Consider the following 13,147-nt stretch of genomic DNA (forward strand, 5'->3'; position numbering starts at 1 on the left):
TTGCTTATGAGTTCATATCTTTTGGTGCCGGTAACATACGAATATCGTCTGTTGTTTCTTTTTCTGTCTCTTCTACTTCTACTACTGCATCTTTACGAACATCACGTAGGAAGAAACTTAAAATCAATCCAATAATGGCAATAATAACTGTCCAATAAAACGCATCGTTAATTCCTTGTACAGTTGCTTGCGCTTGAACTTTTCCAGCTAATGTTGTTAAAGCTTGTTTTTGCGCCTCTGTTTGAGAAAGGTGAAGCGTTTGAGCAATCTTTTGCACAAATGCCTGGAAGTTATTCATAAAGAATGGATCGGATGTAGTCATGGAACTGCTCATTTCATTCACATGATATGTTGTGCGATTTGTAAAGATTGTAGTCATTAAACTGATACCGATTGAACCACTCACCTGACGAAGCGTGTTCGCCATTGATGTACCATGGCTGCTTAATTTTGCCGGCAGCTGATTTAAACCAGCCGTCATAATTGGCATCATCAATAATGACATACCGAATGCACGGATCATATAAATAATAACAATATGACTAAACGGTGTTTCAAGCGTTAATTTTGTAAATTCAAATGTTGTCACAACCGTAATCAACATCCCGACAATCCCTAGTGGACGCGGCCCTAATTTATCAAACAGCGTACCAGAAATTGGTGACATAACTAACATAACAAGTGCACCAGGCAAGATTAATAAACCTGAATCAAATGCTGAATAGCCACGAATATTTTGCAAGTAAATTGGCAATAAGAACATACCAGCATACATGCTAATTGTGATGGCAATACTAATGATATTAGATAATGAGAAAATACTGTATTTAAATACTCTCACATCAAGTAATGGACTCTTAAGTCGAAGCTGCTGCACGACAAAGATGATTAATAAGACAATACCGCCAATCATCGTTGACAATACAACTGAATCCGTCCAGCCATCGTTTCCAGCTTCACTGAAGCCGTATAGAAGTAAAGCCATACCTGCAAGAGATGTAAACACAGAGATTAGATCTACTTTTACATTTTGAGGTGGTTTAATATCTTTTAATTTAAAAGCTGCAATAATAAGTACGAGCGCACCTAGTGGCACCATTCCCGTAAATAAAATGTGCCAGTCATAGTTTTGAATAACCCATCCTGAAAGCGTCGGTCCAATTGCCGGAGCGAACATCATGGCTAAACCAAAGATACCCATTCCTTTTCCGCGCATATGAGGAGGGAAAATAAATACGATAATGGTCATAACTAGAGGTGCTAGCACTCCGCCTCCGACTGCTTGAACCAGACGTCCGATTAGCATAATCGAGAAAGTCGGCGCAATTCCGCAGATAAGTGCCCCTATTGTAAAGCAGGCCATTGCAAATAAGAATAAGCGACGAACTCCAAAACGTTCAATTAAATAGGCTGATAATGGAATAAGTGCACCATTTACAAGCATATATCCTGTAAGCAACCACTGTGCCGTATTAGCCGTAACGCCAAACTCTGTAATCAGATGCGGGATCGCAACATTTAGCAGCGTTTGGTTTAAAATTGCTAAGAACAATCCAAGCATAAGTACGACTAGCAGCGGAATATGCTTTTTAACTGAGCTTTCCTCTGGTTGTATCGTGTTTGCTGACATCAGTTCCTTCCTCCTTTCTTCTCTTCTTAATCATGTACGGTCTTAGTTTTTAGAGATTTTAACTTCTGCGTTCATACCTGGTAGTACGTTTTCAGAGTAGTTAGAAATAGAGATTTTAACAGGAACTGTTTGTGATACTTTCGTATAGTTGCCGTCTGAATTAGAACTTGGCATTAATGAGAAAATTGAGTTTGTTGCATAACCGATCTCTTCTACTTTTCCATCGATTGTTGTTTTAGTATCTCCGTCAACTGTTACATCAACGTCATCGCCAGCTTCAATATCTTTTAATTTGTCTTCTTTAATGTTTGCAATGATGAATAAGTTATTCATATCTACTTCGCTAGCAATTTGTTGACCAGCTTGAACCATTTGATTTTCTTTTACCTGTGTTTTGATGATTTTACCGTCTTCTGGTACTGTAACTGTTTTTTCTCCATCTTCTGATTGGATTTTAGCTACCTCATCATCTTTTGAAACATCTTTACCTTCTTCAACGTTCCAGCTTGCTACTTTACCTGCCGCTGGCGCTACTACTGTATAAAGGTCGCCGGACACTTTTGCATTGTCTGTGGATACATAATTAGATTTTTGAATATAATAGTATCCCCCACCAATAATTAAAGCTAATACTACAATAATTCCGATAAAGTTCATTAAAATTAAACGCCCTCTTGACATTTATTTTACCTCCTTAATATTTCATTCAGTTAAGTATTACGCTAGATAACTTTATCACAAAGATATTTAGTTGTAAATAACTTTGATTTTAATTTATTTTTAAAACTAAACATTTATGTTTCATAAAGTTTTCCCGACTGAATACTTTACTACATCTTTAACTGAAATACAACTTAAAAGTTTTGGTTTCTTTACAAGTACTTTACTTTACTTTAAAGTTAGATATATAAGCATAGGGTTATACACAAAAACAGCTTCTTTTTTTGGAACAAACTCCCTATATACATAAACCACAATAGGTAACTAGCAGCAATTGTTTAACACCTATAATGATAAAGAAAAGGTGATTATAATGGATCAGCAGTTAATAGATAAACTAGAAAAACTTGACCAAGTTAAAACCTCATTATTTGAACTCAAGCGAAAGCTCTTGGAAGATAAAATCAGTGAGCAGCCCTATAATTTGACCATTACGAAATTTTTAATTCTAAAATTCATTGGAGTCAGCTCTAAACGTATGGTAGCCGAAATTTCTTCAAATCTAAAGCTAACCTCCGGGGCTACTACCATTTTATTAAATCAATTAGAAGCTGATGCACTCATTAAGCGCGTACGTGACCAAAAAGACCGCCGAATTGTATGGATATCCTTAACAGAGGCTGGCGAAACATTAGTGAACTATGTAATTGAGCAGCGGAATTTATTTTGGCAAGACATGCTTTTTGCTCTAACTCCTGAAGAACAGGATGAGTACCTCCGCATGCTTGAAAAAATGGAAAAACGAATTAGACAAACTGTAGATCGTTAATGCTAAAAAGCGTGTGTTCATTTATTTTATGGACACACGCTTTTTATGACCCGCTACTATTGACGAGTTTAGTAAGCTTTTTGTTTGCTGTCTTTAAAATTCAGGATTATTTTTCAAAAATCCACTCCAAGCCTGTGCTGTAGCTTTCTCAATTTCTTCTTTGGAAGCATGAAGCCTCTTAGCGCTGTCTCCATAGCCAATTTCGATTTTACCTTTTTTCAATTCTTCAAATATCGAATCGGCAAAGTCATCAAGCGGTGCTCCAAATGTATGAAGTCCCGGTCCTCCCAAATCCGTGTTCACGGCTGGAGGAAGAATTTCTATCACTTCGGTATTTGTTTCTTCTAATTGATGTCTTAGACTAATCGTAAACGACCTTAATGCCGCTTTTGTTGCGCTGTAGATTGGCACCCATGCTCCAGGTGTTAAAGACAGCCCGGAAGTAACGTTAATAACCGCAGCACCTTCTTGCTGAACGAAATGAGGAATCAATAACGACGTTAAATGAATAGGAGCACTTACATTACTCATTAGTTCTTTTTCGTAATACTGCCACTCTTTGTGCATGTGTAAAAGATTTACGCGCTGCTGAATGCCTGCATTATTCACAATAACATTTAATTTCGGGAATCTTTCAGTCGCCCATTTTACTAGCTCTACTCTGCTTTCTTCTATTGATACATCGCACACTTTTGTATGTAATGAAGGGAATTTTTCTTTTGCTTCTTGCAGCTTTGACTCCCTTCTTCCACAAATAATAACTTCATTTCCTTCATTTAAAAACCGTTCTGCAAGCGACAACCCAATTCCTGACGCTCCGCCCGTAATTAAAATAGTGTTTCCTGACATCTTCATTACTTTTCCTCCTCGTTCAACCATCACATTTATTTTTTAATAAACAAAGCGCTACTGCATGAATGACAATAGCGCTTTGTTTATTATTTATCTTACAAGACGTTTTAGTCTTGCTTTAAAATTAAAAGTCAAAGTTATCCGGATCGGGACCTACGCGATGATTTTGATTTAATGCGTTAATTTTTTCAACTTCATCTGCATTTAATTCAAAATCAAATACGTCTGCATTTTGGATAATACGATGTTCTTTTGTTGACTTAGGAATAGTTACTACTTCGTTTTGCAAGTCCCAACGTAAGATAACTTGAGCAGTTGATTTTCCGTGCTTTTCAGCAATTTGAGTTAACACTTCGTTATCAAGCAGCTCACCTTGTGCAAGCGGTGACCATGCTTCCACTTGGATTCCTTGTTTTTTGCAGTATTCACGCACTTCTGTTTGTGTTAAAAGTGGATGAAATTCGATTTGGTTTACCATCGGCTTGACTTCTGCATCTGCAATCAAGTCTTCTAAATGATGTACTTGGAAATTCGATACGCCGATTGCACGAATTTTCCCGTCTTTATAAAGCTTTTCAAGTGCTTTCCACGTATCTTTATACTTACCTTCAACTGGCCAGTGAATTAAGTATAAATCTAAATATTCAAGCCCTAGCTTGTTTAAGCTTGTTTCAAACGCTTGAATAGTTGTGTCATATCCTTGATCTGCATTCCACACTTTTGATGTAACAAACAGTTCTTCGCGAGAAACACCTGATTCTTTGATCGCTTGTCCCACGCCTTCTTCATTTTCATAAATTTTAGCCGTATCAATGCTTTTATATCCAGCTTTGATTGCATATTTAACTGAATCTACAACTTCTTGACCATCTTCTACTTTATAAACACCTAAACCTAACCAAGGCATTTTAACGCCGTTTGCTAAGGTCGTAGTTGACTGTAAGTTTTCCATGTTGCTGTTCATCCCCTTTTTTTACTATTGAATTATTCGTAAAGAGTAATTGCTTGTGAAATTTGTTCTGCGCACTGTTTAACAAGTGCAGCATGTTCTTCGTCTTTCTCTTGTGAAATACGAAAGGATGGACCTGATAAAGCAATAGCCGCCATTATTTTTCCTTTTCTGAAAATAGGGGCTGCAATACAGCGAACGCCCGGCTCCCGTTCTTCATCGTCGACAGCATATCCTCTTTCCTTACTTAAAGCTAAATCAGCTTCAAGCTCGTCCAGCTCGGTGATCGTTCGATCTGTATAAGCTTCAAGCGAAAGTTCATGAAGAATAGATTTTTGTACGCTGTCCTCTTGATAAGCAAGAATACACTTTCCAATAGCATTTGCATGAAGCGGCTTTTTATTTCCTACTTCAGAATGCGTACGAGTGCTATATTGCCCGTTAACCACCTGAGTTGTAACCATTTGTTTATGATGGAGAATTCCCGCATAAATGGTCTCTTTGGTCTCTTCACTCAGCTTCTGCATAGCAGGAACAGAGAGCCAATTCATTTCATAGTTCGTATGCATCGTATTTTGCACGAGTGCCAGCACCAGTTGCGGTGAAACCGTATAGCGGTTAGACGGGTTTCTTACAATAAATCCGTTTTGCTCAAGCGTGCTCACAAGACGATACATCGTACTCTTATTAAAACCGAGCGCTTCCATCATTTCTGGAATAGTCATATTCGGACGGTTTAAAAGCAAAGAGAAGATATCTAATCCTTTTTTTAAAGTTCCAACCTCGGACATGCCCTTCTTCCTCCTTTTATCCGAACAACAATTTTATTATAAAACAAAGCTCTTTATCGTATCAAATAAGGAAACTACACTAAGTTATTTTCCCTATATAAGAGAATACATAACGTAATTGTTCTTCTTAATCTATTCCACTGTTTTTTCTATTTAAACATAAAAAAAGTCTTAACAATAGAATTTTTTTACATTTTTTGAAATTAGTTTTGCTTTTCACTCGTTAACTTCTTCAAATCGCTTCAGCTGCTCCAGCTGATTTTCCTTTTTCATAATTTCTTTCTGACGCTCACCTAGTAAATCGAAATGAGGATAGCCGGATCGATTATCAATATACTTAGCGGGAATACCGTACTTTTTTCCCCACTTAATCAGCTTATTTAAGTCACTGCAACCTACTTTTGTTACGGTAGTTGCATGTGGAAAACGCTCATCAAGCCAATAATGAGTTAAAAACGCGATCTCTCCTCGCTTAACAGCTGCTTTCCATGCGTTTAGTTCCGGGCGTTTAATTCCAAATGCCATTCTTTCACCTTTTCTCTTTTATATAAGTAGTCACATGATTTGTTTACTATAAAGAAAAAATATCATTCATATAGAAATCTTTCATAATATCTTGTCTATTTATAACCATCTCTAAATAATAGCTTATTTTCTCAACCTGTTTCCTCTCTAAGCATTATTGTGTGCTTATGATTCTATCATCATCTTCTTTTCTTTTTCAAAAGATCAAACAAACAAATAATGTTTAAATAATAAAGAAAAGCCTTATATATATAAGAAACTAAGGATTAATTTCAACATTTCTTTTGCGAATGATTTTTCCTTTGTATTAAATGTTGTTCTTTTTTTATTATGTCAGTATGCATTTATTACGAACCTTCAGTATATTAAAAAACCTACACAGTTACCATTCTCACAAAAAGACAGAATTTACTTTTTATTCCGAAAATAATATAATTCAAGTGATATGAAGCTTTTCGCTTCATCTATTTATTATCAAAGGGGGAATTCCGCTTGGCGATGAATGAAAATTCTTTAAAGAAGGTAAACAATGCTTCTTCCTCTCCTGATTACACAGAAATTGTACAGTCTGCTTCATTTCAAAAGCTTTTGAAACAAAAACGCAATTTTATTTTACCGCTCTCTCTGTTTTTTCTTGCTTTTTATTTTACCTTGCCTATCTTAACGGCTTACACAACCGTCCTAAACAAACCAGCTTTTGCTTCTATGACCTGGGCGTGGGTATTTGCTTTTGCACAGTTTGTGATGACCTGGACCCTATGCATTCTATACACAAAAAGAGCCTCGAAATTCGATGAACTTGTTGACACGATTAAAAAAGAAGCTGCAAATTAAATAGGGGGTTAAATCAATGAACGTACTAGCTTTTTCACTTTTTTTAGCCATTGTAGGTCTTACGCTAATCATTACGTATGCGGCATCCAAGCGGACAAAAACGACCAGTGACTTTTATACAGCAGATGGAAGTTTAACCGGCTGGCAAAACGGTATGGCAATTGCCGGAGATTATATGTCTGCTGCATCATTTTTAGGCATAGCTGGAATGGTAGCGCTTTCTGGATTTGACGGTTTTTTTTACAGCATCGGCTTTTTAGTTGCCTACCTGGTTGTGTTATACATTGTAGCTGAACCCCTTCGCAACTTAGGAAAGTACACGATGGCAGATATGATAGCAGCTCGTTTTAACGAAAAGAAAGTGCGGGGAGTTGCTGCGTTAAACACGATCACCATTTCCATTTTTTATATGATTGCGCAGCTTGTTGGAGCAGGAGCATTAATTCATTTATTACTTGGTCTAGATTACGTGTACTCTGTCTTGATTGTCGGCGTCTTGATGACGGTTTACGTTGTATTTGGAGGAATGACAGCGACTAGCTGGGTGCAGATTGTCAAAGCCTTGCTTCTGATGATTGGCACGTTCATTATTTCCATTATCGTATTTTCAAAATTTGATTTTAGCTTAGCTAAAATGTTTTCCGAGATGAAAACTGCAACTCCTCTTGGTGACGGCTTTTTAAATCCAGGAAATAAATTCAAAAATCCGCTGGACATGATTTCGTTGAATTTAGCTCTTGTTCTTGGTACAGCAGGCCTGCCTCATATCCTTATTCGTTTCTTCACAGTAAAAGATGCCATCACCGCAAGAAAGTCTGTTATTTATGCAACGTGGATCATTGGCGTTTTTTACATTATGACAATCTTTTTAGGATTCGGTGCTGCTGCTTTTGTAGGATATGATGATATTATCAAAGCAAATGCAGCAGGAAATATGGCGGCTCCTCTGCTCGCTCAAGTTCTTGGCGGAGACTTTCTTTTTGCGTTCGTTTCAGCTGTAGCATTTGCTACAATTTTAGCTGTTGTAGCTGGACTGGTGCTCTCAGCAGCTTCAGCATTCGCGCACGACTTCTATAGTCATATTCTGCGTAAAGGAGCTGCTACTGAAAAAGAACAGGTAGTGGCTGCACGATGGGCTTCTATTGGGGTATCCATTTTATCTATTATTCTTGCATTATTTGCTCAAAACATGAACGTGGCATTTTTAGTGGCACTTGCGTTTGCGGTAGCAGCGAGCGCTAACTTGCCAATTATTCTTCTCACTATTTTTTGGAAACGTTTTAATACAGCAGGAGCAGTCACTGGCATGCTGGTTGGACTATTCAGCTCCCTGTTTTTAGTTGCCATTAGTCCTAACGTATGGGCACCTGAGCCGGGAGCTGCTATCTTTGTAGGTGAACCGCTCATTACGCTAACAAACCCTGGTATTATCTCTATTCCTCTAGGCTTCTTAGCTGCTTTTATAGGAACACTTCTTTCGTCTAAAAAAGCAGACGAAAAGAAATTTGATGAGATTTTAGTAAAAGCAAATACAGGTATGGGAATCGAAGAGCCCGTCAAGCATTAATGCCAAAAAGCCTTGAAGCAGGTTGCTTCAAGGCTTTTTACTAGAATAAATCTTCTTGTAAACCAATAGCGGAAATTTGTTCATTTCTAAACTTTACAGCTAACATATGCTCTTCTTCCCACGTACATTCAAAAAACAAACCAAGTTCTCTTGTATCATGAGGTGCTTCAGGAACAAAGATTTGAATACACTCAACTAAAAACCCGATGTCTTTTCGCTTTTTTACATTCGGAACTAATAAGTCTACCACGTCTTTTTCAACTTGAGTTCTGTATTCATCTCGCACCTGTTGATAATAATCAAAAAGAGCTTTTTCCGTCCTCTTTAACAATAATTCACCTTGAAGCCAAAATGCTTGAAAGGCCTCTTCTTGTCGTTTTTGAAATGGCTTCTCTTTATCTCCATCAATTGTCAGCAACACCTGTTGTTTTTGTCCAAAGAAAGTGACCTGTTTTTCTCCAACCCAGGCCGAGTCATATAACAAAGATCCAAAAAGCGGATGATGTACTCGTAATGTTTGATTCATTGCATACCTGACCCCTCAAAAAGTGGATTTCTGCTTGCATTGGCGTATAATAAATGGTGCTTGAAACAAACTTCTAAACTTATTCTATGTTACCATATTTTTTACAGAAAGGAGTGCCACAATGTGTGAATACAATTAAATCTTTGTACCCTTACTTAAAACCTTACAAATGGCTCGCGCTGTTTGCCCCGCTATTGATGGTAATTGAAGTGTTAGCTGACCTTCTTCAGCCTACTATTATGCAGCATATCATTGATTATGGCATTGCAAACAACGATCAAACATATGTTATCACTCGAAGTATCCTTATGCTTATGTTAGCAGTCATTGGCTTAGCTGCCGGTATCGTCTGCGCCATCCTTAGCACAAAAGCGGCAGTAAATTTTTCTACCGATATTCGGAAATCGCTTTTTGAAAAAATTGAAAACCTCTCAAACAGCAACAGAGACAAACTAGGGACTGGTCACTTAATTACCGTCATGACAAATGATGTAACGAGTGTTCAAAACGCATTGAATATGACGCTAAAAGTATTAGTTAGAGGTCCTTTACTTTTTGCAGGAAGTATTGTGATCGTGTTATTAACCGCTCGTTCTTTGTTTCCTATTATCGTCGTGGTCGTCCCTATTTTATTTTTATGCATTTGGTTTGTGATCACGAAAGCTGGAAAACTTTTTAAAAAAGTTCAGCAAAGCGTTGATCATGTAAATACAAAAGTCCAAGAAAATTTATCAGGGATGCGTGTAGTAAAAGCGTATGTAAGAGAATCGTATGAAATCAATCAGTTTAAAGAAGCAAACAGTTCCTTGACGCGAGCTAATATGAGTGCTGTTCAGCTTATTTCGCTTTTAATGCCCGTTATTTTATTTGTCGTAAATATCGGAATGGTAGCTACTCTATGGCTGGGAGGACTTCAAGTCGAAGCAGGAAAAATTGAAGCAGGTGTGATTTTAGCTTTTATTAATTACTTAACGATTATTTTAAACGGACTTATGTCAAGCAGCATGGTGCTGATGCAAATTACACGCGCATTCCCTTCAGCTGAACGAATCGATTCTGTTTTAAAAACAAAAATAGACATCCCTCCAGCAAACTCTGCTGCTCAAATCAACAGACTTAAAGGTGATCTATCGTTTCAAAACGTTACATACAGCTATAGTAAAAATGGCGAAAACGTATTAAAAGATATTTCGTTCACTGCTAGACACGGGGAAACCATTGGCATTATCGGCTCTACTGGAAGCGGGAAGTCGACGCTTGCAAAACTTATTTCCCGCTTATATGATCCTGATGACGGCGAAATCTTCGTAGATGGAAAAAACCTTACGGACTATGACGTAAAAGTGCTTCGCTCATCCATTGGATTTATTCCTCAAAAAGCTACGCTGTTTACCGGCACGATTGATATGAATATTCGAATGGGAAAAGATCAGGCTTCTTCCTCAGAAATTGAAGATGCTGCGGATTTTGCATGCGCAACGGAGTTTATTGAAAAACTTCCAGAAAGATATGAGTATCCTTTAACGCGAGGAGCAACCAATTTATCAGGAGGGCAAAAGCAGCGTCTTTCAATCGCGCGTGCATTTGTTAGAAAGCCCGCTATCCTAGTCATCGATGATGCAACTTCGGCATTAGACGCTGTCTCAGAAGCGCAGGTACTAAAACATTTAAAAGAAGAGTTTGCTGATGCGACCGTTATCATTATTGCTTCTAAAATTTCGTCTCTTCTCCACGCTGATCATATTATCGTCATGGATGAAGGCAAAATTGCTGAACAAGGGACTCATGAAGAATTGCTTCGTTATCGCTCTCTTTATTACGACATTTACCTTGCACAAGGCGGAAAAGAGGTGTTGCCTAGTGAATAACCAAGGTAAAAATCAAATGAGCTCTATTCGCGGCCCTAGAGGAATGATGAAAGGCCCTGTAGTTAAGCCAAAAAATGCAAAAAAAACACTGTACAGAATCTGGTCATATATGGGGAAACGAAAACCTCCGCTTGCGGCTGCGATAATCTTAGTTATTGTGACTTCCCTGCTTAATTTACTAGGCCCTTATTTAATTGGAGTTATTATTGATGAGCATATTATTCCTAAAGATATCAGCGGAACGATACGAATGTCCCTTATTCTTGCAGGAATTTATATTACGACATCTTTGTTAACATGGCTGCAAACCTATTTAATGGTGAACGTTTCGTTTACGACTATTGGAATGCTTCGACAAGATTTATTTGCAAAGCTTCAGACTCTCTCCCTTCGCTTTTTTGACAAACGAGCTCACGGAGAGTTAATGAGCAGAGTCACAAATGATATTGATAATCTAAACAGCGCTCTGAGTCAAAGCGTTATTCAGGCTCTGTCCTCTATTTTGTCTTTAGTCGGCATTACCATTGCGATGTTCTCGCTCAACTGGATTCTTGCCATTATCACGCTGATTGTTATTCCCTTGATGGTTATAATCGTTCGACAAATATTAAAACGCAGCAGTGAAAATTTTGTCAAACGCCAAAAAGACTTAGGTGAGCTAAACGGCTTTGTAGAAGAAGCAATCTCTGGAGGAGAAGTTGTTACGCTTTTTAGTAAGGAAAAAGACTTTTTAACTATTTTTAATGAACGAAATGAACAGCTGAGAAGTTCAGCAACAAAAGCGGAAACATTTTCAGGCTTTTTAGGTCCTGTCACAAACTTTATTAACAACTTAGGCTTAGCACTAGTGATCGGAGCGGGCGCATTTATGGCTGTTCAAGGTAGCGTTACAGTTGGGATGATCGCTTCATTTGTTAACTACTCACGTCAGTTCTCTCGCCCAATCAGTCAAATGGCAAACTTAGTAAACACCATTCTTTCGGCTATTGCCGGCGCAGAGCGCGTGTTTGCGATTATGGATGAGCAGCCGGACGTCACAAACAAGCCAAACGCTCTTTCTGTTACAAAATTTGCAGGAGACGTTGCTTTTGAGAACGTATCATTTGGCTATAACGATGAAAAAATGATTTTAAAAAATGTTACACTGACAGCAAAAAAAGGTGAAATGGTTGCTTTGGTCGGTCCCACAGGTTCTGGTAAAACAACCATCATTAACTTGCTCACACGATTTTATGACATCTCAAACGGAGACATTAAAATTGACGGACGTTCCATCAGTGACTATAACATCCATGATTTACGAAACCGAATCGGCATTGTTCTTCAAGATACCTATTTATTTTCCGGTACGATTGCGGATAACATTCGATTTGGTCGGTTAGATGCCAGCGACGAAGAAGTGAAAAGCGCAGCTAAAATGGCCAATGCTCATTCGTTTATCAAACATTTGCCGCAGCAATACAATACCGCGATTTCAGCTGGCGGAGGAAATTTAAGTGAAGGTCAAAAGCAGCTTTTATCGATTGCTCGAGCCATGCTTTCTGACTGTGATATTTTAATTTTAGACGAAGCTACTTCCAACATTGATACAAAAACAGAAATTGATATTCAACGAGGAATGAGTAATCTATTAAAAGGAAAAACAAGCTTTGTCATTGCCCACCGCCTTAAAACGATTGAAAATGCAGATCAAATTCTTGTCTTAAAAGACGGACAAATTATTGAAGAAGGAAATCATCGCGAGCTGCTAGAAAAACAAGGGTTTTATCACCAACTCTATACGCAGCAGTTTACGATTTAAAAGAGGTAAAATAAAAAGTCTGTTAGTTTAAAGAAGGTCTGAACGAGTAATCGTTCGGACCTTTTCATTGTGCTGGTAAACGTAGGGTTCATCTAGTTAGCTGCTTCTAGCTGTTGATTGGAGGGCAAAGCGAAGACTCTTGCGGGAACAGCGGAAGGGATGAGACCCCCAGGAGCGCAAGCAACGAGGAGGCTCATCAGCCGGCCGCGGAAAGCGAAGCCTTGCACGGAAATCAACAGCGGTGTAATAAATGGTCGATACGAGCTCCTTTATTCCATTTGTTTGTCTTTAGATTGAATTGATGTAGTTATGTCT

The 13,147-nt window shown here is 38.1% G+C and carries 12 protein-coding genes; 5 read left to right on the forward strand and 7 right to left on the reverse strand.

Annotated features, from left to right (window positions below; genetic code table 11):
* Nucleotides 1-4: 4 nt before the first annotated feature.
* Together AC0KUU_RS15640 and AC0KUU_RS15645 are read right to left on the reverse strand one after the other, a co-directional pair.
* Complete coding sequence (locus tag AC0KUU_RS15640) at nucleotides 5-1,630, reverse strand: DHA2 family efflux MFS transporter permease subunit (protein WP_013081936.1); 1,626 nt, start codon at nucleotides 1,628-1,630, stop codon at nucleotides 5-7.
* Nucleotides 1,631-1,672: 42 nt separating this feature from the next.
* Complete coding sequence (locus AC0KUU_RS15645) at nucleotides 1,673-2,311, reverse strand: biotin/lipoyl-containing protein (protein ID WP_013055624.1); 639 nt, start codon at nucleotides 2,309-2,311, stop codon at nucleotides 1,673-1,675.
* 352 nt (nucleotides 2,312-2,663) lie between these two features.
* On the opposite strand from AC0KUU_RS15645, the gene AC0KUU_RS15650 reads away from it, so the two are divergent.
* Nucleotides 2,664-3,119: a MarR family winged helix-turn-helix transcriptional regulator gene (locus tag AC0KUU_RS15650; RefSeq protein ID WP_043980161.1), complete on the forward strand. Its 456-nt coding sequence runs from the start codon at nucleotides 2,664-2,666 to the stop codon at nucleotides 3,117-3,119.
* Nucleotides 3,120-3,212: 93 nt separating this feature from the next.
* Here the strand turns inward: AC0KUU_RS15650 and AC0KUU_RS15655 are convergent, their stop codons facing one another.
* From AC0KUU_RS15655 to AC0KUU_RS15670, 4 genes are all read right to left on the reverse strand, one after another.
* Entirely contained in the window at nucleotides 3,213-3,974 is a 762-nt protein-coding gene (locus AC0KUU_RS15655; protein ID WP_322551759.1) for an SDR family oxidoreductase, read from the reverse strand.
* A 121-nt stretch (nucleotides 3,975-4,095) separates the two neighbouring features.
* Nucleotides 4,096-4,923 (reverse strand): aldo/keto reductase, encoded by an 828-nt coding sequence (locus AC0KUU_RS15660; RefSeq protein ID WP_075421316.1) that lies wholly within the window; start codon nucleotides 4,921-4,923, stop codon nucleotides 4,096-4,098.
* A 32-nt stretch (nucleotides 4,924-4,955) separates the two neighbouring features.
* The gene (locus AC0KUU_RS15665; protein ID WP_013081930.1) at nucleotides 4,956-5,711 is read right to left on the reverse strand and encodes an IclR family transcriptional regulator; all 756 of its coding nucleotides are present in this window, start codon (nucleotides 5,709-5,711) and stop codon (nucleotides 4,956-4,958) included.
* A 216-nt stretch (nucleotides 5,712-5,927) separates the two neighbouring features.
* Nucleotides 5,928-6,236 carry a hypothetical protein gene (locus AC0KUU_RS15670; RefSeq protein ID WP_013055618.1) on the reverse strand — a complete coding sequence of 103 codons (309 nt, stop codon included), beginning with the start codon at nucleotides 6,234-6,236 and terminating at the stop codon, nucleotides 5,928-5,930.
* Between the two features lie 498 nt (nucleotides 6,237-6,734).
* Here AC0KUU_RS15670 and AC0KUU_RS15675 point away from each other — a divergent pair, with 498 nt between their 5' ends.
* A complete protein-coding gene (locus AC0KUU_RS15675; protein ID WP_034275644.1) occupies nucleotides 6,735-7,070 on the forward strand; it encodes a DUF485 domain-containing protein in 336 nt (111 codons plus the stop codon).
* Nucleotides 7,071-7,086: 16 nt separating this feature from the next.
* Complete coding sequence (locus tag AC0KUU_RS15680) at nucleotides 7,087-8,637, forward strand: solute symporter family protein (protein WP_013081928.1); 1,551 nt, start codon at nucleotides 7,087-7,089, stop codon at nucleotides 8,635-8,637.
* A 40-nt stretch (nucleotides 8,638-8,677) separates the two neighbouring features.
* Here the strand turns inward: AC0KUU_RS15680 and AC0KUU_RS15685 are convergent, their stop codons facing one another.
* A complete protein-coding gene (locus tag AC0KUU_RS15685; RefSeq protein ID WP_013055615.1) occupies nucleotides 8,678-9,163 on the reverse strand; it encodes a DUF6985 domain-containing protein in 486 nt (161 codons plus the stop codon).
* A gap of 125 nt (nucleotides 9,164-9,288) precedes the next feature.
* Between AC0KUU_RS15685 and AC0KUU_RS15690 the strand changes: the two genes are divergently transcribed.
* Nucleotides 9,289-11,031, forward strand: coding sequence for an ABC transporter ATP-binding protein (locus tag AC0KUU_RS15690; RefSeq protein ID WP_322551758.1), 1,743 nt, complete (start codon nucleotides 9,289-9,291; stop codon nucleotides 11,029-11,031).
* A gap of 16 nt (nucleotides 11,032-11,047) precedes the next feature.
* Complete coding sequence (locus tag AC0KUU_RS15695) at nucleotides 11,048-12,832, forward strand: ABC transporter ATP-binding protein (RefSeq protein WP_322552487.1); 1,785 nt, start codon at nucleotides 11,048-11,050, stop codon at nucleotides 12,830-12,832.
* Nucleotides 12,833-13,147: the final 315 nt, after the last annotated feature.

This window comes from Priestia sp. ST2, assembly GCF_055810735.1.